The 22,472-nt window shown below is 70.1% G+C and carries 19 protein-coding genes, 1 tRNA gene and 2 pseudogenes; 8 read left to right on the top strand and 14 right to left on the bottom strand.

Annotation, left to right across the window (positions count from 1 at the left end):
* Positions 1-37: 37 nt before the first annotated feature.
* Positions 38-1,465 carry an FAD-dependent monooxygenase gene (locus tag ACWGJY_RS20120; RefSeq protein ID WP_453262167.1) on the bottom strand — a complete coding sequence of 476 codons (1,428 nt, stop codon included), beginning with the start codon at positions 1,463-1,465 and terminating at the stop codon, positions 38-40.
* Positions 1,466-1,986: 521 nt separating this feature from the next.
* Between ACWGJY_RS20120 and ACWGJY_RS20115 the strand changes: the two genes are divergently transcribed.
* A complete protein-coding gene (locus tag ACWGJY_RS20115) occupies positions 1,987-2,364 on the top strand; it encodes a chorismate mutase (protein ID WP_453262166.1) in 378 nt (125 codons plus the stop codon).
* A gap of 352 nt (positions 2,365-2,716) precedes the next feature.
* Complete coding sequence (locus tag ACWGJY_RS20110) at positions 2,717-4,312, top strand: aldehyde dehydrogenase family protein (protein WP_453262165.1); 1,596 nt, start codon at positions 2,717-2,719, stop codon at positions 4,310-4,312.
* Positions 4,313-4,388: 76 nt separating this feature from the next.
* Here ACWGJY_RS20110 and ACWGJY_RS20105 read toward each other — a convergent pair whose 3' ends face one another.
* From ACWGJY_RS20105 to ACWGJY_RS20095, 3 genes are all read right to left on the bottom strand, one after another.
* Positions 4,389-4,739: a hypothetical protein gene (locus tag ACWGJY_RS20105; RefSeq protein WP_453262164.1), complete on the bottom strand. Its 351-nt coding sequence runs from the start codon at positions 4,737-4,739 to the stop codon at positions 4,389-4,391.
* Positions 4,740-5,197: 458 nt separating this feature from the next.
* Complete coding sequence (locus tag ACWGJY_RS20100) at positions 5,198-6,685, bottom strand: carboxylesterase/lipase family protein (protein ID WP_453262163.1); 1,488 nt, start codon at positions 6,683-6,685, stop codon at positions 5,198-5,200.
* Between the two features lie 69 nt (positions 6,686-6,754).
* Positions 6,755-7,588, bottom strand: a complete 834-nt coding sequence (locus tag ACWGJY_RS20095) for an SDR family oxidoreductase (RefSeq protein WP_453262162.1) — start codon at positions 7,586-7,588, stop codon at positions 6,755-6,757.
* A gap of 100 nt (positions 7,589-7,688) precedes the next feature.
* Here ACWGJY_RS20095 and ACWGJY_RS20090 point away from each other — a divergent pair, with 100 nt between their 5' ends.
* On the top strand, positions 7,689-8,504 hold the full coding sequence (locus ACWGJY_RS20090) for a helix-turn-helix domain-containing protein (RefSeq protein WP_453262161.1): 816 nt from the start codon (positions 7,689-7,691) through the stop codon (positions 8,502-8,504).
* Between the two features lie 428 nt (positions 8,505-8,932).
* On the opposite strand, the pseudogene ACWGJY_RS20085 reads toward ACWGJY_RS20090, so the two are convergent.
* Positions 8,933-9,043 (bottom strand): annotated as a pseudogene (locus ACWGJY_RS20085) (sporulation protein); the annotation flags it as partial.
* The gene (locus ACWGJY_RS20080; RefSeq protein ID WP_453262160.1) at positions 9,042-10,376 is read right to left on the bottom strand and encodes a DUF2254 domain-containing protein; all 1,335 of its coding nucleotides are present in this window, start codon (positions 10,374-10,376) and stop codon (positions 9,042-9,044) included. The gene ACWGJY_RS20080 and the pseudogene ACWGJY_RS20085, both read right to left, overlap by 2 nt.
* Positions 10,377-10,481: 105 nt before the next feature.
* Here ACWGJY_RS20080 and ACWGJY_RS20075 point away from each other — a divergent pair.
* Positions 10,482-10,566: transfer RNA gene (locus ACWGJY_RS20075), tRNA-Leu, on the top strand.
* Here the strand turns inward: ACWGJY_RS20075 and ACWGJY_RS20070 are convergent.
* The 4 genes and pseudogenes from ACWGJY_RS20070 to ACWGJY_RS20055 form a co-directional block, all read right to left on the bottom strand.
* Positions 10,531-11,256 carry a zinc ribbon domain-containing protein gene (locus tag ACWGJY_RS20070; protein ID WP_453262159.1) on the bottom strand — a complete coding sequence of 242 codons (726 nt, stop codon included), beginning with the start codon at positions 11,254-11,256 and terminating at the stop codon, positions 10,531-10,533. The genes ACWGJY_RS20075 and ACWGJY_RS20070 overlap by 36 nt on opposite strands.
* A gap of 119 nt (positions 11,257-11,375) precedes the next feature.
* Positions 11,376-11,483 (bottom strand): annotated as a pseudogene (locus tag ACWGJY_RS20065) (site-specific DNA-methyltransferase); the annotation flags it as partial.
* Between the two features lie 488 nt (positions 11,484-11,971).
* Entirely contained in the window at positions 11,972-12,121 is a 150-nt protein-coding gene (locus ACWGJY_RS20060) for a hypothetical protein (protein WP_453262158.1), read from the bottom strand.
* A 50-nt stretch (positions 12,122-12,171) separates the two neighbouring features.
* Entirely contained in the window at positions 12,172-13,731 is a 1,560-nt protein-coding gene (locus tag ACWGJY_RS20055; RefSeq protein ID WP_453262157.1) for an MFS transporter, read from the bottom strand.
* 113 nt (positions 13,732-13,844) lie between these two features.
* On the opposite strand from ACWGJY_RS20055, the gene ACWGJY_RS20050 reads away from it, so the two are divergent.
* Entirely contained in the window at positions 13,845-14,228 is a 384-nt protein-coding gene (locus ACWGJY_RS20050) for a winged helix-turn-helix transcriptional regulator (RefSeq protein WP_453262156.1), read from the top strand.
* Here ACWGJY_RS20050 and ACWGJY_RS20045 read toward each other — a convergent pair.
* Together ACWGJY_RS20045 and ACWGJY_RS20040 are read right to left on the bottom strand one after the other, a co-directional pair.
* Positions 14,201-14,818: a malonic semialdehyde reductase gene (locus tag ACWGJY_RS20045; protein WP_453262155.1), complete on the bottom strand. Its 618-nt coding sequence runs from the start codon at positions 14,816-14,818 to the stop codon at positions 14,201-14,203. The two genes, ACWGJY_RS20050 and ACWGJY_RS20045, sit on opposite strands and share 28 nt — an antisense overlap.
* Positions 14,748-15,734, bottom strand: coding sequence for a hypothetical protein (locus ACWGJY_RS20040; protein WP_453262154.1), 987 nt, complete (start codon positions 15,732-15,734; stop codon positions 14,748-14,750). Before ACWGJY_RS20040 ends, ACWGJY_RS20045 begins: the two co-directional genes overlap by 71 nt.
* Before the next feature lie 649 nt (positions 15,735-16,383).
* On the opposite strand from ACWGJY_RS20040, the gene ACWGJY_RS20035 reads away from it, so the two are divergent.
* The gene (locus tag ACWGJY_RS20035; RefSeq protein ID WP_453262153.1) at positions 16,384-16,914 is read left to right on the top strand and encodes a putative immunity protein; all 531 of its coding nucleotides are present in this window, start codon (positions 16,384-16,386) and stop codon (positions 16,912-16,914) included.
* Between the two features lie 58 nt (positions 16,915-16,972).
* The gene (locus tag ACWGJY_RS20030) at positions 16,973-17,563 is read left to right on the top strand and encodes a recombinase family protein (RefSeq protein ID WP_453262214.1); all 591 of its coding nucleotides are present in this window, start codon (positions 16,973-16,975) and stop codon (positions 17,561-17,563) included.
* Here ACWGJY_RS20030 and ACWGJY_RS20025 read toward each other — a convergent pair.
* Positions 17,547-17,927, bottom strand: a complete 381-nt coding sequence (locus tag ACWGJY_RS20025) for a GNAT family N-acetyltransferase (protein ID WP_453262152.1) — start codon at positions 17,925-17,927, stop codon at positions 17,547-17,549. The genes ACWGJY_RS20030 and ACWGJY_RS20025 overlap by 17 nt on opposite strands.
* Before the next feature lie 12 nt (positions 17,928-17,939).
* Between ACWGJY_RS20025 and ACWGJY_RS20020 the strand changes: the two genes are divergently transcribed.
* On the top strand, positions 17,940-18,305 hold the full coding sequence (locus ACWGJY_RS20020) for an integrase core domain-containing protein (protein WP_453262213.1): 366 nt from the start codon (positions 17,940-17,942) through the stop codon (positions 18,303-18,305).
* A gap of 94 nt (positions 18,306-18,399) precedes the next feature.
* On the opposite strand, the gene ACWGJY_RS20015 is transcribed toward ACWGJY_RS20020, so the two are convergent.
* A complete protein-coding gene (locus ACWGJY_RS20015; RefSeq protein WP_453262151.1) occupies positions 18,400-22,461 on the bottom strand; it encodes a type I polyketide synthase in 4,062 nt (1,353 codons plus the stop codon).
* Positions 22,462-22,472 lie beyond the last annotated feature (11 nt).

The raw sequence follows: 22,472 nt of genomic DNA, 5'->3' as shown, positions 1-22,472 counted from the left end.
CGCTCTGCCGACCGACGGAGCGTCGCGCCCGCAGAGGTCAGTTCTTCAGTTCGCGGCCGCCGAATGCGCCGGAGCCGTCGGCCGCCGACCAGGCCGCCTCCAGCCCGGCCTGGTCCAGCGTCGTCCAGTCCGGGGTGTCCTGGACCAGGAAGCCGCCCAGCCGGCGCCCCAGCTCGACCATCGTCCGGCCGGTCGCGCCGCGCTCGGCGCCGTATGCCGTCAGCGCGTCGGGCCGCTCCGGTGCGGCGCGCAGCGCGGTTTCCAGGGCGGCGGCGTCCTGCAGTGCCTTGACCGCACCGGCGCCGGTGTGCGGGCGGGCGACGGTGGCCGCATCGCCCGCGAGCAGCAGCCGGCCGGCGGTGTAGCGCGGCGCGGTGAAGTCGTACATCGGCTGGATGAACGTCTCCTGACGTTCCGTCAGTTGCATCAGCCCGCCCCAGTAGGGCGGCAGCAACTCGCCCGTGACGTACGTGAGATGGGCGTGCAGGGCATCGGTGAGGGTGCCCGGCGGCAGGCTGGTGGGGGTGTCCAGTCCCAGGTCGAGGCCCGCGGGCGGGGCGGTGTACAGGACCCAGTTCGCGCGGTGGCCCCCGTGACCGTCCGGGATGCGGTAGATGATGACATGGCCGCCGGGGAAGACGCCGTAGATGCAGTCCTCCTCCGCCCAGGGGTCGGCCGGCAGGCCGGGGAAGCTGAGCGCCGCCAGACGGTCGGCGGGGACGGCGCCGCGCCAGGCGAGGTAGCCGGCGTAGTCGGGCCGTACGCCGGGAAACGCGGTGCCGCGGACCATCGAGCGATAACCGTCCGCGCCGATGACCAGGTCGAAGCGCTCCGCCCGGCGACCGGCGCGGGTCTCCGCTTGGCGACCGGCGCCGGAGTGGGACCGCGGGCCGCTGCCGTCGCTGCCCCCGTCGCCGTGGTGCCCCTTGCCGCTGCCCTTGTCGCCGTGGTGCCCTTCGCCGCTGCCCTCGTCGCCTTCGCTGCCTTGGTGCCGCTCGCGGTCGTCCTCATCGCCCGAGCCGCCGTCGAGATGCAGCGTGACGCCGTCCGCGGTGTCGCTGACCGCGTCCACCCGCACCCCCGACCGGAAGACGGTCTCTCCCGGCAGCCGCCGCCGTAACTCCTGCCAGAGCGGTCCCCAGCAGTACGAGCGGAACGGGAAGGGCAGGACGCCGATCTGGCGGCCGAGCGGAGCGGCGCCGTCGCGTACGTACCAGCGGCGGTTGGCCAACCGGACCCAGGGCATGGCGGCGTCCAGATAGCCGGCGGCCGCGAGCTCGGCGTACCGGGCGTTGTGCATCGCGAGGCCGACCCCGCGGTCCGCGAGACGGCCGGTGGTGCGTTCGTGGATGGTGACCCGGCCCGCGCCGGCCCGGTGTGCGGCGAGTGCTGTGGCGCAGCCGGCGATGCTGCCGCCCACGACGGCGACATCGGCCCCTGCGATCCGGATGCGATCCCTGCCCATGTGTCGGATACCCCCTGCGCTGTCGGGCGCCGATGGTCGGTCGGCGGCCTGGTTCGGTCGGGCGCATTCTCGCAGGAGGCGCCCCTCCTGGCGCCGGACTCGCCCGCCGGTTGGCGGCAGGCGGTCCACGGACCGTCCGTCAACACCCCACCCATGCAAAGGAAATGCCCGAAGCGCAGCCTTCCGCCGTACGCGTCAGGGCCGGTCTTCGACATCCCGTCGTTCGCCCGCAGGCCGGGACCGCCGCCCGTCCACCGAGGTCACGCGGCCCGCTCCGGCCGGTCCGGTTTCCCCGTTCCGACCGGACTGGTTCCCCTGCTCCGACCGGTCCGGTTCCTCCGCTCCGACCGGTCCGGTTCCCCCGCCGCGGCCGGACCGGCTTCGCTCCGTTCCGATCCGCGAGACCGGCCCGGCCGCCGGCCACCGGCCGGGTAATGTGCACCCGATCACGCATGACGAATGACGCATCAGCAGCACGACACGCACCAGGCATCCGACCGATCACGAATGGCGAGACGCACATGAGCGAGGGGACAGCACCGGCGACCGGCGACGCGGCCGCCGTCGCCGACCAGGCGGCCCGTGAACGGCTGAGCTATCTGCGCGGCAGCATCGACAATCTGGACGCCGCCTTGGTGCATCTGCTCGCCGAGCGCTTCAAGTGCACCCAGCAGGTCGGCGAACTCAAGGCCCGGCACCGCCTCCCGCCCGCCGACCCGGCCCGTGAGGCCGCGCAGATCGAGCGGCTGCGCCGGCTGGCCGAGGACGCCAAGCTGGATCCGGCATTCGCCGAGAAGTTCCTCAACTTCATCATCGGGGAGGTCGTCCGCCACCACCGGGCGATCGCCGACCGTACGCAGGGGAAGTCGGAGGAGCCGGCCGAGCCTGCCGCCGGCTGAGCCGGTACGCACGACGGACGAGGGTGGGCGGTGCCATCGCGGCACCGCCCACCCTCGTCGTGTACCGAAGCCGGGGAACTCCATGGCGCCCACGGCAGGCTGGTGCCGGACACCGGGGCCGCCGGCCGGCCGCGGACGGCCGACGGCGGCCCGCGCCGTGGCCGGGGGCCACGCGGTCGCCTCACCCAGCTGGCCCCGTCGCCCGCGCCGAGTGACACTCGCCATACCTGACGCCGGACCCGTCCCGCAGCGCCACCATGCCCACTACCGTCCAGTAACACGGTTCCTCCGGGAGCCGCCCGAGCGCCACCACCCTGCCCCTCCGGCCGTGCACCGAGAGCGGAGACAACCGATGGCCCCCACCGCCGAATCCCCCTCGACCCCACAGCGGGACACGCGCACCCCACCCGCCCCGACGCTCCTGCGCAAACCCGGAACGTCCTGGCAGGACGCCTGGCAGCGCAGCCTGGCCGCGGCCCCCGAAGCCTTCCGCGACGACCAGGCCCTGAACCTCTGGGCAGCTGCCTGGCACCCGGACGGCGACCCGCTGCCCGCCACCAGCCCCGTCGACGGCACCCCGATCGCCGGCCCGCCCCGCCTTGACGCGGACGCCGCGCTGCACGCCGTACGGGCCTCCCTCGACCAGCACCGGGCCTGGCGCCAGGTCCCGCTGAGCGAGCGCAAGGCGCGGATCTCCGCCACCCTGGACGCGCTGACCGAACACCGCGAACTGCTCGCACTGCTGCTCGTCTGGGAGATCGGCAAGCCCTGGAAGCTCGCGCAGGCCGATGTCGACCGCGCCATCGACGGCGTCCGCTGGTACGTCTCCGAGATCGACCGGATGCTCGCCGACCGCACGCCGCTGCCCGGCCCGGTCAGCAACATCGCCAGCTGGAACTACCCGATGTCGGTGCTGATCCACGCGATGCTCGTCCAGGCGCTGGCCGGCAACGCGGTGATCGCCAAGACCCCCACCGACGGCGGTCTGGTCTGTCTCACCCTCGCCTGCGCCCTGGCCGCCCGCGAGGGGGTGCCGGCCACCCTCGTCAGCGGCAGCGGCAAGGAGCTCTCGCCCTCTCTCGTGCGCTCGCCGGAGATCGGCTGCGTCTCCTTCGTCGGTGGCCGGGACACCGGCGCTCGTGTCGCCACCGCCGTCGCCGACCTCGGCAAACGCCACATCCTCGAACAAGAGGGCCTCAACACCTGGGGCATCTGGAACTTCACCGACTGGCAGGCGCTGACCCCCCTGGTGCGCAAGACCTTCGACTACGCCAAGCAGCGCTGCACCGCCTACCCCCGCTTCGTCGTCCAGCGCGAGGCCTTCGCCGACTTCCTCACCGCCTACCTCCCGGCCGTCCGCAGCGTCCGGTTCGGCCACCCCCTGGCCGTCGCCGACCCCGACGACCCGCTCCCCGAACTCGACTTCGGCCCGCTGATCAATGCCGCCAAGGCCAAGGAACTCGCCGACCTCACCACCGAGGCGATCTCCCGGGGCGCCGTCCCTCTGCACCGCGGCAGCCTTGCCGACGGCCGCTTCCTGCCCTCCCAGGACACCTCGGCGTACTTCCCGCCCACCACTCTGCTCGCCCCGCCCCCCTCTTCCCCGCTCCATCACGCCGAGCCCTTCGGCCCCGTCGACACCCTCGTCCTCGTCGACACCGAGGCCGAACTCCTCGCCGCCATGAACGCCAGCAACGGCGCCCTGGTCGCCAGCCTCTCCTGCGACGACTCCGACACGTTCGACCGTCTCGCCCCGCAGATCCGCGCCTTCAAGGTCGGCCACGGCAAACCCCGCTCCCGCGGCGACCGCGATGAGCTGTTCGGCGGTTTCGGCAACTCCTGGAGCGGCGCGTTCGTCGGCGGCGAACTCCTCGTCCGCGCGGTGACCGAGGGCCCGGAACCGGAACGTCTGCCGGGCAACTTCCCCGATTACCACCTGATGCCGTAGCGGCTACGTCTACCTCGGCACCGCGACAGCAGCAGCCCTCACCATCTGGCTACGAACGTGATCGCCCGGACAAGTCCTAGCTGGACGCCGGGCCTGCGGAGATGTTCAGTCGGTCGTGATGCCAGTCGGACGTCATCGTCCAACGGCGCTGTGGGGAGCGCATCGCCCGAACGTTCGGGATCTCGCCTTGCGCGCTCTGGAGCAGTACGTCGACCATGCCCCTCTCGAACCGGTAGGTAGTCACGGGCCCGCGCGCCCACATCACTACCGGCCACTGGGCGGGATCGCCATCCGAAGTGAGCCAGAAGTACAGGTCGCCTTGCTCGTTTTCGCCCCAGATCAGCAGGCCTTGGGGTTCTGGGAACATCCGGTACGCGGGCTTGGTGTCGTCTTCCTGGTCGAGCTCGGGGCCGAAGAGGTCGTCCATTTCCGAGGCATGCCACTCGATGTAGCCCTTGAAGCCGGTCTCGCGCCCTCCGGGGAGAGGACGGGAGGTAGGTGCGTGCACGTGGCAGGCCAATGAGTCAGGAGTGCCGAACTCCCTGCGCCGTAGAGGTCGACGAAGGCCCGGTAGTCCGACGGAAAGTCCAGGCCGATCTCTGCCCGGGATCGCTCCCACGGAGGAGAGGCCACCGGCACAGCAGGGGGCGGAAACAGCTTCGCGAGCCGGCTCAGGGCGTCCGGCATGCTGCCCTCCGTGATGGTCTCTCTTGGTCAGCGAGGATGAGGCGACAGCGTACAAGGGCCCAGAGGGGCAAGGCATCGCCAGCCCAGGCCGGGAGCAGCTGCTGCAGTCATGGCTGTGCCCGGGGCCAGACATCACGGCCTCAAGCTCAAGTAGTCGTTGCACTGGTGCGTGCGTGCGCTCGCGTTGTGCCGAAATGGTCAGAGGCGCAGGTTGACGTCATCCCAGGCTGTCCGCCCGGCGCTGTCCGGGTCGTCTACGACGCCAGTGGTCTCGTTGAAGACCATGGTCGGGCGGCCGGGCGTCGTGTACTGGGGCCAGGCGGGTACGTGGCCGGTGGCGGCGAACGAGGTCCAGGCTCCGTGCATAGCTGCGATGACGTTCTCCGGTGCCTGATCTCCGATGAGGGCTCGGGTGATGGGCAGGGCGAAGTCGTCGAAGACGAAGGGGCCTTCGATGCCGTGGGAGGCGCCGACGCGTCCGTCGAAAGCGGGGCTGCGCCAGGCGAACTGATAGACGCGGGTCGAGCCGCCGGCGCGCTGGTGCGCTTCCGCGATGCGCAGGGAGGGGATGCGGAACGCCCGGTCGGAAGTCATCGAAATCTCTGGCGAGATCGGAGAGTCTTGCTCGTGGCTGCGTTCGTAGACGTTGAGAATCTGCTGCTGCAGTGCCGGGTCGGCATCCCATGCCCCCGGTGACATGCCCGTCTCTGAGGCGCCCATTTCCTCCATCAGCCCGTACAGGGTGCACTCGTCGCGGTTGGTGCCGATGATCAGTGCGACGTCGGCGCCCACGCCGTCGGCGATGGCGTCGTAGGGCGGGCGGGGCAGAAGGTCGCCGCTGGTCAGAGGAACGAAGGGGATGGTCATCCGGCCGCACTGAGGGTGTTCTCCGCGCTGCACCTCGGACATGATCTCGCGCTGTGCTTCGAGGATGCGGTCCGGGGCGAGGGTGGGCAGGTCAAGTCGGGGCACGCCGAGCTTGGCGAGCATGATGTCGGCGATGGCCTCGGCCGAGTGGGCGGGGTAGCCGAACACGGGTGCGCCGGCGGCGCTTTGCGAGACCGCGCGCTGGAACAGGCCCTGCGCGTCGGGGCAGCCGAGCAGGGAGTTGACGAATGTACCGCCTGCGGAGCTGCCGAAGATGGTGATGTTGTCGGGGTCGCCGCCGAAGCGGGCGATGTTGTCCCGAGTCCAGCGCAGTGCGGCGATCTGGTCGGCCAGACCGTAGGCGCCCGAGGCGGTGGCGTAGGCGTCGTCGAGGTGTCCGGCATGCAGGAAGCCGAGCGCGCCGAGGCGGTAGTTGCAGCTGACGAGGATCACGCCGTCGCGGGCGAAGGAGGTGCCGTCCGTTCCCGGATCGGCGTTGGAGCCCATGAGGAAGCCGCCGCCGTGGATCCAGAACAGGACCGGCAGCCGGGAGGCGCCCTGGGGCACCCATACGTTGACTGACAAGCAGTCCTCGCCGGTCGCCCGGTCGGTGAACAGGCCCGAGGACGGCTGCGGGCAACGCGGGCCATAGTCGGTGCACTCCCGTACGCCCTCCCAGCTGCTGCGGGGGACGGGTGGCTGGAAGAGGTTCGGGCCGAATGGCGCCTCGGCGTAGGGGATGCCCTTGAACGCGGCGATCTGCCCGGTGAGCGTGCCTCTGACCGTTCCGGCCGTCGTCTTGACGTCGATGGTGTCCATGGGGGTGTGGTGCTCCTGTGATTCAGCCTGTGTGGCAAGCGGTGAAGCCTGTGGCACGGGCGGGGGTGTTCACACGTATGCGTCGGTCTCGGCGGCACTGGCCTGCTGCGGCTCGATCTGGGCCAGGCGCTTGCGCAGCGCGGCGGTGGCGCCCTGGTAGCAGTCGCTGCCCAGCACCAGCCTCATCGGCGCAGGTTGCTGGGACGCACTGTCGATGATCTTGGCAGCGACCTTGACCGGATCGCCGGGCACCGGTATGGCGACGTCCTTGAAGGCGCGCACGGCCGCGGCCGGGGTGTTGTCGTAGGCGGCCAGTGGCTCACTCAGCTGCAGACTGTTGCCGGCGAACGAGGTACGCGCACCACCGGGCTCGACGATCGTCAGCTCGATGCCGAACGGGGCGACCTCGGCGGCAAGGGCCTCCATGAATCCTTCGACACCCCACTTTCCTGCGTGGTAGAGCGAGGCGCCGGGGTGGGCGGCGAGGCCGGCGACTGAGGAGAGCTGGATGATCCGGCCGCCGCCCTGGGCGCGCAGGGGCGGCAGGGCCGCTCGCGCGGTCTGGATCGAGCCGAGCAGGTTGGTGGTGATCTGGTGGACCACCTGCTCGTCGGTGAACTCCTCAGCGGCGCCGAAGAGGCCGTAGCCCGCGTTGATCACCACAACGTCGATGCGGCCCAGCTCGTCGAAGGCGACGTCGACGACTTCCCGCACCCGGGCCAGGTCGGTGACGTCGAGGTGCCCGATCCAGAACCGGTCACCGAACTCGGCCCGCAGGTCATCGACCGAGCCTTCCCGCCGCACCGTCCCGGCGACGCGGTCACCGCGCGCGAGAAGCTGCTCAGCCAGCTCCCGGCCGAACCCGCTGTTGACCCCTGTAATGAACCACGTCTGTGCCGTCATACCTACACCTTCACCTGCGCCAATGGCGCGTGCCAGTTCCTGCCGTTCCTGGTAGTGACAGGGACACCCGCACCCCATTGCGGCCGCATAAGCTGATGGCGTGGACAACGCTCTCGGAGACTTTCTGCGAGCCCGCCGCGAACTCATCACACCGGCCGAGGCGGGCCTGCCGGTCGGCCACGGGCTACGCCGGGTGCCGGGGCTGCGCCGTGAAGAAGTAGCCCTGCTGGCGGGTATCAGCGTCGAGTACTACCTGCGCCTGGAACAGGGCCGCGACCGCAACCCTTCCGCCCAGGTCATCCACGCACTGGCCGGTGTGCTCCAGCTGGACGCCGAAGGCACGGCCTACCTGATGTCGCTGACCGGCCGCAGAACGCGCCGTGAGCCGGGTCCTGGGGACGAACGCGTGCCCGCGAACCTCGTCCTGCTGCTGCAAACCCTCAACGTGCCCGCCCTGGTGTTCAACAAGTACAGCGACGTGCTGGCCGCGAACCACATGGCCCGAGCCCTGTCACCGGAGCTGAAGCCCGGGATAAACCGCTTGCGTGTGCTCTTCACCGAGCAGGCAGCCCGCGACTACCGCGACGACTGGGAGCAGTACACAGCCACCGCCGTGGCCCACCTGCGCGCCCAGATCGGCACCGAAACCGACGACGAACTCCTCCACGCCCTGATCGGCGAGCTCTCCCTCAAAAGCGAACGGTTCCGCCGACTGTGGGCGCGCCACGACGTACGCACCGCACAAGAGGTCACCTTCCGCATACAGCATCCGCAGGTCGGCCCGATGGAACTGTTGGTCGAAAAATTCCAGGTAGCCGGCCCCCAGGAGCTGGAGGTACTGCTGCTCCACGCCCCTCCGGGCACCCCCACAGCCGATGCTCTGGCCTTCCTCGCCACGCTCAGCGCCTCGGAGTAGCCGCTTCGCGCGCGATCCCCGGGGAAAGCTCGCGCTGCGTCCGGTGCACGCCTTGGGCTGCACCGGCCGCCACCACGAGAACTGGCAGATTCTCGCCAACTAGGCACCGACCCGCCGGCGCACCCCGACGCTGCGCGCTCTGCTCGTCTGAACCGCGGAGTCAGCCGTTGGCGGATCTACTCAGCAGACACCGCATGCACAGCCTGCTGACGTCGGCGTGCGAAATCGTGCCGGTTCGGGATGCCGTAAACGCTCCCGCGCTGTCCTCCCGGTGTCGGTCATCCCGCCGCCCTGTGCGTACCTCACCCGCACTGAATTACCGGCCCCGCCAGCCCGCTGTCCGGCGAACGCCCCGACATCACGCTTTCAGGTTCAGTAGGCGCCCGGTGGGACCACGACGACCTCTCCCACGCACTCGTCAAACTCAAGGCGGCCTGGGCCATATCGACGGCCTCGGAGGGGAAGCCCCGTAGCAGGGACTGCATCGCCATGGTGGTCAGGACGTAACAGCCGAGCTGGACGTCTCCGCCGGCGCGGCTAGCCGATCCCCTGCCGGTCGGGGTGCGAAGCGAACCGCTGGTCCGCCGCCGTCGGCACCGCACGTTCCACCGCCTGCAACAGGAGTGTGCGGTGCCGCAGCAGCGGCTCTTGCCGTTCCTCCGGCGCGAGCAGCAGCAGATCATCGATCCCGGCCAGGATCCGGCGGGTCACCTGCGGACTGTGCACGGCGGACCCCCGGATCTCGGTCAGCCCCAGGTCGACCAGATCCGTCCAGCCCGGAACGTTCTGCACCAGCCGCACCACACCCCGGCGGTCCCGGTGGTGCACCGCCCCGAGCGGTCGCTTCACCACCGCCGCCAGAAGCTGCACGATCCGGTCCAGGCACTGCACGGCCGTGGTCGGGTCGTTCACCGCCGGCGACAGGGCCCGCAGCGCGATGTCCGAGAGCTGCCGCAGCCCGAGCCCGAGATCCTGGTGAAAGGTGCGCTCCACCCCCACCGACACCGTGTACCGCAGCACCAGCCGCGGGGGCGGCGCCCCGCCGTGCACCGCGAGCACCGGCGTCCCCGGCAGCACGAAGTCCCCGATCCGCGGAATCAGCCGCAGGACGACGCCCTGTCGCCGCGCCACCCGCACCAGCCGGGCCACATGCACATCCAGCACGACCCCGGCCCGCCCCCTGTGCGCGATACGCCCCGTCTCGGGCGACAGTGAATCCACCTCCACCCCACCCTCCCCGCCCGTCCCCTGCCGCGCCAGCATCCGCAGCGCCTCCCGGGTGATCCGGTCGACCACCGGCCCCACCTGCATCAGCCGCAAGGTGGCCGACACATACGCGATGAACAGGATCAGGCTGAGCCCCACCAACACCATCGTCAGCAGGCTCTGCACCACCGGAACCGAGCTGACCTGCCGGACATCGGTCTCACTCTCGTAGGAGGTGAGCACCAGCAGCGAGAACAGGAAGGTCGCCAGAAAGACGGTGAGCGTGATCTTGCTGATCCGGCTCCGGATGAAGATCCGCACCACTCGCGGTGTGAGCTGACCGCTTGCCATCTGCACCGCGACCAGCGAGATGCTGAAGACCACACCGATGAAGGTCATCATCGCCGAGCTGATCGTCGTCACGATCGTCTTGGTGTCCTCGGTGATCGAGACCAGTTCCCGGATCGCCTCGTACGCGTGCGCACGCTGCAGGAACGCGATGATCTGCAGGTCGAGCACGGATGCCGCCCACCAGAGCAGCACCGAGAACACCAGTCCCGCCGTCGGCGCGAACCAGAAGGTGTCCCGCAGATGCTCCCGCAGCGGCGAGAGCGCTCGTGGCCTGCGTGGACCACTGATATGCGCGACATGTCCCTCATTGCCCATAAATCGAGGTTATGTGGCGGACGGATATGCAGGTGAAAGGCACTCCGAAACCTTGGTATTGTTGTCCATGTCGCCGCGGGGAACGCCCCGTGAAGATCACACCTAGTCCGGGTGGCGGAATGGCAGACGCGCTAGCTTGAGGTGCTAGTGCCCTTTATCGGGCGTGGGGGTTCAAGTCCCCCCTCGGACACGTAATTACGCATATGTCAGCGGGTTGTGACCGTACGGTCACAACCCGCTGATTTGCGTGGTACTCCAGCTCAAGGCCGAAGTCGGCGTAGAGCGGGGCTTTGTTCTCGGGGGCCGCGGCCCGGAGCCGGTCGGCCATATTGCCGAGGGTCTTGATCATGTGGTTGATCTGGTCGTCCGTGAGGATTTCCTGCTTCGTGCGTGACGCTGTGGCGAGCTGTTGTCGGGCGGCGGTCTGCTCGTTTTGGGCCTCGGCGATCCATCCCGCGACGAGGGTGGGGTTTGCTCCGGCGTCAAGGGCGGCTCGGTACCGGGTGATGCGCTGCTTCGAGTCGGCGATGACGCGCCGCACTGCTTCCAGAGCCGGGGCGGGAGCAGATTGCTGCCGCTGGCAGTCGCGCATGGCCTGGAGGGTTCGGCTGAGATGGCCGGGGGCGAAGACGCGGGCGATCCAGCCGTCGAGCAGGGGCAGGATCGCGTTCTGGCGCGCGTAGACCGTCAGCGGATGGTTGAGAGTGGCACTCTTGGCGTACTCGGATGGATAGCGGCAACGGTAGTAGGGCTGGCCGTTGTTGTAGTTGCCCTGCATCTTGCGGCCACAGATCCCGCAGCGCAGCCGTCCCCGGAGCGCGTAGGCGCGGTTGGTGGTGCGAGGGCTGCGCTCGGACCCCGCCGATCGACGGGTAGGCATCGTGGCTTGCGCGCGGGTGAAAGTCTCCGTGCTGATCAGCGGTTCGTGGACGGGCTGGGCCGACCAGATCCACTCGTCGGGGTCCCCTGCCCCTCCGCCCACGACCGCGCCCGCAGGCCGTTGCGGATGCCGGCGAGGAGGGCGACGCACCGTTCGGAGGGAATGAGGCCGGCTGTCTCGCCAGCGGCAAGGACTGCGGAGGGCAGGTCGATGAGTTCGCCGCGTTCCCAGCCCAAAGCCTCCGGACCGGGGTGCCGGCGGACGGACGCTCCCTGTGCCTGCCCGGAGCCGCGCCTGGTCGTGACGGTCTCCGGCCGTGAGTACCCGGCCGAACCCAGCAGCCAGATGGGACCAGCCGCCGCGCTCTCCACGGCCCTCGTGTCGTACGTGCGGCGGCCCATACGACAAGCCGTGGCACCGGACCGACACCTCCTGCGTGCCCGCCTCCCGCGCCACCCAGGGAGACTGACTGCCATGACGAGCAACGACGACCAGCGGGTCGTACGGATAACCGGAGGTCGGCACGAGACACGCGCCGACGAACACCGCGGACCGCACGCGCGGCCCGCACCCTGGCCGGGGACTGGGTGGAGCGCACCGGCTGTTGGAGCCGGGTTACCCGGGTGCTGCTCACCTACGGCCGGGAGCGCGAGTACGAACTGCCCGAGACTGAGGGCAAGCGCGGTGACCCCAGGCGGCCGGCCTTCGCTCGCCGCTACGGCTTCGCCCCCGCCCATCCTGTGAGTGGGAGGTCGAAGCCCTCGAACCGGACGAGTTGCAGCGCCTGGTCCTCGCCGCCGTCGCCCCGTACGTCGACCGCGCCGTGCTCGCGCAGCAGATCGCCCACGAGGAAGAGCAGCGCCATATCCTGGCCGACTTCCTCGGAGGCTGGGGCGCGGCGGGCGGGACGTCGGTCTAACTGTCGGTGGAACGCGGCCGCAGCAGCGTGGCCGCCAGGGTCGCCGTGATGAGCAGGACCACCGCGGCGCAGGCGGTGACCATGGTGAAGCCACGGTCGTAGGCGGTTCTGGCCGCGTCGAGTACTTGGGCGGCGGCCGAGGCGTCCAGCTTGTCGGTGACCGTCTCGGCGGAGGAGAACGACTCCTTCACTGCGTCGCGGTCGGCCGCGCCCAGGCCGGGGGTGGCGGGCAGGGCGAGCCGGTAGCTGGCGATCAGCACCGTGCCGAGGACCGCGACGCCGAGTCCGGCGCCGAGCTCGAAGGAGGTCTCCTGGATGGCGGCGGCCTCGCCCGAGCGGTCCGGGTCGGCCGCGGCCATGATGGAGTCCGCGCCCAGGGTCATCACGATCCCCGCTCCGTACCCGGCGGCCACGAGGGGCGCGACGAGCACGGCGTACGCTCCGGTGTCGCCCATCAGCGCCAGGAGCGCCATGGCCGCGGCGAAGAGGCCCAGCGCCCCGGTCAGCGCCCACCGGTTGCCCCAGCGGGCCGAGACCCAGGGTGCGGTCGTGGCGCCGACGGCGTTGGCTGCGGCGAGCGGCATCAAGGCCAGGCCCGCACGGACCGGTGAGAAGCCACCCACCTGCTGCAGCCACTGGGTGAGGAAGAACAGCAGCGCCACATAGCTGCCGAAGCAGCCGATGACGCACACGGTGGCGGTGGAGAAGCGGCGGTCGGCAAAGAGCGAGAAGTCCAGCAGCGGTTCGACGAGCCGGCGTTGGCGACGGACGAAGAGGTGGAGCAGGGCCGCCCCACCCACCGCCGTGAGGACGATCGCCGTGCTGACGCCGGCGTGCTCGCCGCCCTGTTTGAGCGCGAAGACCACGCCGGCCAGGCCCGTGACGGACAGCGCCACACTGGCGAGGTCCCACCGCCGGGGGCGGGGGTTGCGCGACTCGGGGATGACGCGGGCGCCGACCACAAGGATGGCCAGGGCGATCGGTACGTTGATGAGGAAGGCGGCGCCCCAACCCCACCGCTCGGCGACCAGCCCGCCCACGAGCGGGCCGAGGGTCGCGCCCACGCTGTGCGCGGCCGTCCAGACACCGATCGCGATGGCCCGCTCGCGCTCGTCGGTGAACACGACCCGGATGATTGCCACGGTGGACGCCATGATCATCGCGGCGCCGATGCCCAGCACCACACGCGAAATGATCAGCTGTGGGGTGGACGAGGACAAGCCGGCGGCGACGGAGGCCAGCCCGAACAGCGCGAAGCCGCTGAGGACCATCTTCTTGCGCCCGATCCGGTCACCCAGCGTTCCGCAGGTCACCAGGAGCGAGGCGAGGGTGAGCGAATAGATGTCCACGATCCACAGCAGCTGGGTGCCGCTGGGGTGCAGCTCCAGACTCATCCTGGGGACCACCGCATGGAGCACCGTCAGGTCGATCCCGCACAGCAGAAGGCTGGTGGAGACCACGACCAGCACCAACCAGCGCTGTTTCGCGGTCAATTCGGCCGACGCCGGGAGAACCCCTAACGGCGCGTCACGGTACGGCGCTTCACTGTTGTTCATGGAAGAACTCTCGTGTGCTGGGTACCGTCGGGGCAAGTACGGTCATTCATGTGCCATAGTGCCAATCTGTATACTATTGGGGGTTGTTGCGAATGCGGAGCACTGTCGGTGAAATGCCCGACTACTGTGCGATCGAGGCTGCCATGGAGGTTCTCGGTGGCCGCTGGAAGCTGGCCATCCTCAAGCAACTCCTTGGCGGCACACAGCGGTTCAGCGAGCTGAAGCGCGGTCTGCCGCGGATCACCCAGCGGATGCTGACCCGGCAGCTGCGCGAGCTGGAGACCGACGGGCTGGTCGAGCGCACCGTCTACCGCGAGGTGCCGCCCCGGGTCGAGTATGCGTTGACCGAGACCGGCCGCAGCCTCGACGCCATCGCGGGGCTGCTGGATGCGTGGGGCCGCTGGTACCTGGACACCCACGGCAGGCCGGCGAGCGACCTGGCCCCGGCCCCCGCCGCGGTCGCTGCCGCTCACGCGGTGGAGAAGACCGCGCGGTAGTCCAGCCGCGGTCCGCGCGGCGGCGCGGTGCCGGACGCCGGTAATCCGATGTTGACCACAGTGAGCACGGTGTGGTTGCCGTCCGGGAGGAAGTCCTTCGCCACGGCCTCGGCGTCCAGGCCGGTCATCGGCCCGGCGGCAAGCCCGGCCGCCCGCACACCGATGAGGAAGTACGCGGCCTGCAGGGCGCCGTTGAACGCCGCGGAGCGCTCCCGCACCCCGCGGTCCGCGTAGAACCGCTCCGCGGCGTCGGGAAACGCCGGGAACTGCTCCGGCAGTTCGCGGTGGAACTCGTGATCGACGGCGAGTACGGCGATCAGCGGCGCGGTGGCGGACCGGGCGCGGTTGGCCTGCGACAGATGGCCCAGCAGTCGCTCCCGGGCCTCTGGTGACCGTACGAGGACGATGCGCAGCGGCTGCTGGTTGAAGGCCGTCGGCCCGTACTTGACCAGGTCGTGGACGGCCCGGACGGTTTCCTCGGGCACGGGCGTAGGGGCGAAGGTCCTGCCTTTGTTGCGGTCAGTCGTCGGCGCTGTGGGGGAGGCCGTCGTCCAGGACGATGCGGATGGTCTCACCCTGGCCGGCGACATCGGCGAGTTCGGCCGCGATGCGGTGGTAGGCGGTCGTCGCTAGCGCCCAGTCGGCCTCCAGCGGAGTGGCGGTGGAGCGGGTGCTCCACAGCTCGATCAACAGGGCGATGAGAGAGCGTCCGGACAGGGTGGTCTGGACGCGGCCCTCCTTGATGTCCTCCACGGCGGGCGGGGTACGGAAGTGGCCGTGGTCGACGGCCAGGGCGGCGAGCCACTCCCAGGTGTCCCGGTGCGCGACGAGCTCGGCGGAGGCGACACCAGCGGCCTTCAGCAGCAGGACGCCGTGGGCGACGTTCGCATCCTCGGGCCGGCCCCCGGAGGCTTGCGGCGTGGCGGGCGAGGCCGGCGTGGGGACGTCTGTGCCGTGGTAGGCGACCTCGATCGCGTTCTTGAGGGTGAGGTCCTGGTCGTCGCTCCCGGCCTCGGGCCGCGACTGCCCCTCGGTGATGTCCATGATCTCCCCCTGTTGGTTGCTGCCGGGCTCGGTGTGCTGGTGCGGTGCGGTGACGGCGAGGCCGGGCTCAGGCCCGTGGCCTGCCTGCGCCCCGGAATCCGCGGGCGGCTCATGACGTGCGCCTTCTGGAGGCTCTGGCGATTCGTCGCTCTGGCCCGGACCGTCGGTCCGGGCCAGAGCGGCTACACGCAGGACGTCGGCGAGGTCCAAGAGCTGCCGGAGCTCGCCCCGGGTCTCGTTCAGGTCGTTGATCATCCGGTCCTGGCGCCGGCGTACTTCGCGGTTCTCCTCGCGCAGCCCGGTGACGCCCGTCTGGACGGCCTCCTGGATCTTCAGGCGGCTCTGCGTGATCTCCCCGTGCAGTGCGGACAGCCCGACAGTCGGATCGTCGAGGCGCTCCAGCTGTGTGCGGGCCTCCCGCAGCTCTTTCAGCGCGTCATCGAACGCCTGTTTCCACCCCACGTGACCCCCTGGTTACTCTAAGTTGACGACCGCTCGTATCTCCCCACGAGAACTTCGTGTGACGCGGCGATTTCCAGCCCTTGCCGGCCGGAGCCCGCCCGGCAGGGGTCGGCCGGGCAGCGGGGGTGCAGGGGCCGGGGTGGTATCGAGGCCGTAAGGCCATGAGCGCGCCGCGGATAGCGATGTATGCCACCGGACCGGCGTGGCTTGCTCCGCCGCCCCGACGCTGCTGCTAGTTCACGGCGAGGAGCGATGCGGTTCCGGGGCAACGAGCCACGCCACTACCGGAGACGCTACGCCTACGCCTACGGCAACGGCAGCTTTCCCCGCATCACTGGCATGTGCGTAAGGTTCAAGTCCCCCCTCGGACACGTTTCATATGTACATGCACAAGCGGGTCGCGACTCTACGGTCACGGCCCGCTTCTGCATGTCGAGGATCAAGGTGAGCCCGAAGCCCTCGTACAGCGGGCGCTTGCGTTCGGGCGCAGCGGCGAGGTGTGACCTTCAGGGCCGCATGACGCTGATTCTTCAGAGGTCTGCGGCGTGAACTGCCACAGGGCGATGTGCTCGCGCATCTTGCCGCGCGCGCCGGGCATCGGGTCCTCGACCAGCGCCCCCAAAGGCCGAAGACCGAGCAAGATGGAGCCATGGCACCCGAAGCGGCTGAGTTCGTTCTGAGCATGGAGGATCTGCGCGAGGTCACAGCCTTCGCCAAGGCGTGTGCGCAGGAGGCGCTTGAGATCTTCGAGGCCGAGCGGCCGGAGGACGCGCGGCCTCGCCACGCGATCGACACAGCAGGGGAGTTCGCCAGGGGCGGCAAGCGCGGTAAAGCGCTGCGCGACGCGGCTTGGGCGGCGCTCAAGGCAGCGAAAGAAGCCCAGCCGGCCGCAGCGGAGGCGGCGCGCGCTGCGATGGCGGCGGCGGGCGCCGCCTACTTGCATCCGTTGCCGAACGCCACCCAGGTCAAGCACATTCTCGGGTCGGCTGCGCACGCGGCTAGGGCGGCCGAGCTCGCCGCCGGTGCCGACCAGGCCGTCGGCGACGAACGTGTCACGAAGGCCGTGCGCCACGCGACCCCGGCCCTGGTCGACGTGCTCAAGCGATATCCGGTTGCATCGGCCGGCGGCGGACGCGTTGGCGAACTGACCCGCCTGTTGGACGCTGCCCTTCGCCGCTGAGCGTCCGTCCGTGCGCCCTTGCTTCCGCTGGGCCCAGATCCAATGAACGTCAGAGGGTCTGCGGCGTGGACTGTCCGAGGCCGGTGCTCTCCTCGCCGCCGGACGCCACGCGCTCTTCCTCGACATCACCCACCGCACCACCGGTCCGCGACCGGCCCGGGACGCGGCCTTCCGGCACGTCCGTCCCGGCGACTGCATCGTCATCGTGCGGCTCTCCAGGTTCGCCGCCGGCCTGCGCAACCTGCACGACCTGCTCCACCAGCTCGACGACGCACGCGTCGGACTGCGCTCCCTGGAAGGGCCGATCGACACCACCGCGCCCGACGGCGACCTCGACATCCGCGCCGTCGAAGCCACCCTGCAACTCCAAGCCGCGTGGATCGCCGAAGTCACGATCGAGGGACAAACTGCTGCCCGCGCTCGCGGACAACGTCTTGGGTCCCCTCCCAAGCTCACCCCCGAACAGGCCGATCTCGCACGCCAGATGCACGCTGTGGGCCACCCCGCCCCCAGCATCGCCGCCATGCTCAAGGTCGCAACATCGACCCTCTACCGCCTCGTACGGCAGCCCCCGATGCCGTCGAGGACGACGAGAACTGACGGTCGGCACACCACCCCTTTCGAGCACAGGCTCAAGCGAACGGCGTGACCGGGGACCGCAGGCCGAGCCACTGCTCGGCGTCCCCCCACGCCCGCGGCAGAAACAGGTAGCCGAGATCGACCTTCCCCGCAGCAGCCGGGCGACGATGCGCTGGTGCTCTCCTGAGCAGGATCTGGCCGATCATCGACCCGTCGAGATCAACGACGAAACTCCCCGGCCACCGCTCGGGCACCCCGGGCAGCTCGCGCTCAAGCTCGTCACGCGGGCGGGGGCCGCCGAGGTAGGTGTGCACCTCGGGCGACGCCAGCAGCTCGATGAACGCCGCACGGTCCCGGGCCTCGGGCTCACGGAGCACGAGCCGCGCGGTCTTGATCGGGGCAGGTGGCCAGGTGACGGACCCTGGTTCAGTCATGGCGGGCAACCTATCGCGCACCCGCAAACGCGCTTTCACCACTCCCGAACAAAGCCACGGCTTCGGCGTCAGATACCGCTGAAGATTCGGCGACGTGAAGCTCTGAAGGTCACAGGCATCGCGGCCTCGATCGGCTCGGTCGGCGACGCGTACGACAACGCGCCGATGGAGTCTACGATCGGCCTGTTCAAGACCGAGGTCATCACACCGCAGCGGCCGTGGAAGACGCTCTCGCACGTCGAGCTCGCCACCGCCGAGTGGGTCGACTGGTACAACCATCGTCGGCTCCACGGTGAGATAGGGCACCTTCCGCCTGTCGCATACGAAGCCAACTACTACCGAGCAACCACGAACCCCCAGCTCACAGTCACCAACTGAGATCACAGCCGCCAACTGAGATCTCCAACGAACCCGGGGCGGTTCAACTGGCGTGCTTCGATCACGGGGTTTCTTGCCTGATCGAGTCGGCGTGTCAGGGACGGGCGGGCCGTCGAGCCAGCCAGCTGCTGATTGTTGAGGCGGTGCTCGCGGCGTGTTCGTCGATCATGCTCAGGTGGGTGCCGGGCACGTCGATGGCGTCGTGGTCGGGACCCCAGTGGGCCTGCCAGTGTTCGCCTGTGCGGGGCTGGCCGCCCATCCGTTCGGTGGCGCGCAGCAGCAGTGTCGATACGCCGCCGATGTCGGTTGGTGCCCAGTCGTCGAACAGCTGTAGGTGGTGTGCCATCGCGGTCAGTTCGGCGCCGCGCAGCGGCTGCGTCGCGGTCCATTCGGCGTACGCGTCGCCGAGCAGGTCGACCTGGATCTCGGCCAAACCTGTGCTGCCGGGCAGGTGGCTGTCCAGCAGCACGAGTGACTCCGGTGCGGTGTTGAGATCCTTGAGTCGGGCGGCTGCCGCGTGCGCGATCCAGCCGCCGGAGGAGTATCCGACGAGGACGTAGGGGCCGGTCACGTTGCCGAGCACCGTCTCAGCGACCGCAGCCACCAGATCGGTTCGGGTCGGGGGAAGGGACTCGTGGTCGGCGTAGCCTGTCAACGGCAGCACAGCCATGTTGTGCGTCGGGCGCAGCGTGTCGGCCATCCGAGCGTATTGGTAGACATTGGAGGGCGCGACCACGGACGGGATGCAGACCAGGGTCGGGCCCGCGAACCCCTGGGAGAAACTGACTGGTTCCCGCATCTTCGGCGAGCCGGTACCCACGCGCATCCGGGCGGCGACGGCCAGCAGCTCCAGCCCATCCTTCACCTGGTTCTGCGCGCAGGCCTGGGCGAAGAGGACCGGCAGCGGTTCGGTCGTTGGTGGCGTCGCCTGGCCCGCGCCCGCCGGCGTCGGACGCGCCGGTGTGGCGGCGGGGGCGGCCGGTGGTGTTTCGAGGTCCTCGAGCGCGGCGAAGCGGTCGGCCAGATGTGTGGCGACGGCGTGCGGCGTCGGCCAGTCGATGACCAGTGTGCGGGACAGCTCCAGACCGGTGACGGCCCTCAGGCGCTCGGTGAGCCAGGCTGCGGTCAGCGAGTCGAAGCCCAGCTCGGCAAAGCCCCGCTGGGGGTTCACGTCTTCGAGTGCGTCGTAGCCCATCAGCTGCGCCACTTGGCCGCGCACTTCGGCGAGCAGGATCTCCGCCCACTCCTGGCGCGGGCGATCGGCCATCTTGCCGCGTACGGAGGGAATCTCGGTGACCGCCTCGGCCATCACCGCGTCCGGCAGCGGGGCGCCCGTCCCGCCGACGACGCCCTGGTCGGCCAGCAGGCTCGCCCCCGTCGGCAGGTGATCGGCCAGCCAGTAGCGGCGGCGCTGGAAGGCGTACGTGGGCAGGTCGAGCTGGGCGGCGCCGGTGCCCGCGTAGACCGCGCGCCAGTCGACCGGCACACCGCGGACGAAAAGGGCAGCCACCGCGTCCAGCAGCGCGGCCGGCTCGGCCCGGCCCTGACGCAGTGTCGGCACGAAGGCCCGCTCTGGTACGCCCGGACCGGCCGGCGGCAGGCAGTCCTGGCCGAGGGCGGCGAGGACCCCGCCCGGCCCGAGCTCCAGGTAGGTGGTGACACCGGCCTCGCTCAGGCGCACGACACCGTCGTGGAACCGCACCGCTGCACGGGCCTGGGCGACCCAGTAGTCCGCCGAACGCATCCGCTCGCCCCGGTCCGCGTCGCCCGGTGCGAGCGGCACGATCGGGATGCGCGGCGCGGCGTACGAGATGCTCTCGATCGCCGATCGGAAGCCGGCCAGGATCGGGTCGATCCGCGGTGAGTGGAAAGCGTGGCTCACCCGCAGTTTGCGCGGGTGGAGGCCCTTGTCGGTGAGTCTCGCCATCAGAGTGGTGAGCGTCTTCTCGTCGCCGGAGAGCACCACCGAGGTGGGACCGTTCACCGCGGCGACGGACACGAGGCCGGTCAGCTGATCCAGCATCGGCAGGATGTCTTCTTCGGCCGCACGGACAGCGACCATCGCGCCGCCGGGGGACATGCTCTGCATGAGCAGCGCCCGGGCGGCGACCAACGCGCAAGCGTCCTCGAGCGACAGTATCCCGGCCACGTGCGCGGCAGTGACCTCGCCGATGGAATGCCCCGCGACGAAGTCCGGGCGTACACCCCACGACTCGACGAGCCGGAACAGAGCGGTCTCGACGGCGAAGAGGGCCGGCTGGACGAATCCGGTGCGGTCGAGCAGGCCCAGCGGGTCGTCCTCGGCGAAGGTCAGGTCACGCAGCGAACGGCCGATCGGACCGTCCAGGTGCGCGCAGACAGCATCGAACGCCTCGGCGAAGACGGGGTGCTCTGCGTACAACTCGCGGCCCATGCCCAGCTTCTGCGCCCCCTGGCCGGTGAACAGGAAGGCCAGCCGTCCGCGCGCGGTGGCGCCTGTCGTGACCGCGGCATGCGGTGTGCCCCCGGCGAGTGCGCTGAGCCCGGCGAGCAGGTCGTCTCGATCGGCGGCCACGACGACGCCGCGGTTGTCCAGGGCGGCGCGAGTGGTGGCCAGTGAGTATCCGACGTCGGTGAGGCCGGCCGGCTCAGCCCGGTTCGTCAGGAAGGCGGCCAGCCGCGCGGCCTGGGCGCGCATCGCGGCCGCGGTGCGGCCGGAGACCAACCAGGGAACGGCCGTGAGCGGGCGGTGCGCGACGCCGTCGCCCTCCCGTCCGGCGTCCTCTTCGGGCACCGCCTCAAGAATGACGTGCGCGTTGGTGCCGCCGATGCCGAAGGCGGAAACTGCCGCACGCCGTGGCCGGTCCTCCGTCTCCGGCCACGACCGCGACTCCTGCAGGAGTTCGACGTCGCCGGCCGTCCAGTCGACCTCGGTGGACGGTGGGTCGGCGTGCAGCGTCGGTGCCAACATGCCGTGCCGAAGCGACATCACCGTCTTGATCAGACCGCCCACTCCAGCGGCGGACTGGCTGTGGCCCAGGTTGGACTTGAGCGACCCCAGGAATAGCGGACGACCAGGCCGCCTGTCACGCCCGTACGTGGCCAGCAGCGCCTGGGCCTCGATCGGGTCGCCCAGTGTCGTGCCAGTGCCGTGTGCCTCGACGGCGTCGACGTCGGAGGACTTGAGCCCGGCCGCAGCCAGCGCACGCCGGATCACCCGCTGCTGGGACGGGCCACTCGGTGCGGTCAGCCCGTTCGACGCCCCGTCTTGGTTGATCGCCGAGCCGCGCAGCACCGCCAGGACCGGGTGCCGGTGGCGGCGGGCGTCGGAAAGCCGCTCGACCACGACCATGCCGACGCCCTCGGCCCAGGACGTACCGTCCGCGGCATCGCCGAAGGACTTGCACCGGCCGTCCTGAGCGAGCCCGCGTTGGATGCTGAACTCGACGAACGAGCCCGGCGTGACCAACACGGAAACGCCACCGACCAGGGCGAGTGAGCAGTCTCCGGCGCGCAGCGCTCCCGCCGCGAGGTGCAAGGCGGTGAGTGACGAGGAACAACCGGTGTCGACGGTCACCGCCGGACCCTCCAGACCCAGAAGGTAGGAAAGTCTGCCTGAGATGATGGCTCCTGCCAGGCCGCCGAGCAGGAGCCCCTCGAACCCGGTCGGGTAGCGCGCCAACAGGGCCGCGTAGTCGGTCACACTCGGGCCCACGAACACCCCGGTCTCGCTGCCGTGCAGCGAGTGCGGATCGATCCGAGCCCTTTCGAGGGCCTGCCACGATGTCTCCAACAGCAGTCGCTGCTGTGGGTCCATTGCGGTGGCCTCACGGGGCGAGATGCCCCAGAACTGCGCGTCGAAGTCCGCGACGTCGGTCAGGAAGCCGCCCTGCTGGGTGTAGCTGGTGCCCGGGTGATTCGGGTCGGGGTCGTAGAGCGAGTCGAGGTCCCAACCCCGATCGCGGGGAAACGGGGTGATCGCGTCCCGCCCGGTGATCGCCAGCTCCCACAGATCTTCCGGTGAGCGCACGCCGCCCGGATAGCGGCAAGCCATGCTGACGATCGCGATCGGCTCGCCGACCCGCCGCTCAAGCTCCTCCGACCGCTTGCGGGCCTGCACGAGGTCTGCCGTGACCAGATTCAGGTAGCGCCGCAGTTTGTGCTCGTTGTTGTCCATCTGCTCCTCGA

Source organism: Streptomyces sp. NPDC054765, assembly GCF_053612065.1.
Note: the sequence above shows the minus strand (reverse complement) of the source record. Positions and strands in the feature narration are given on the sequence as shown.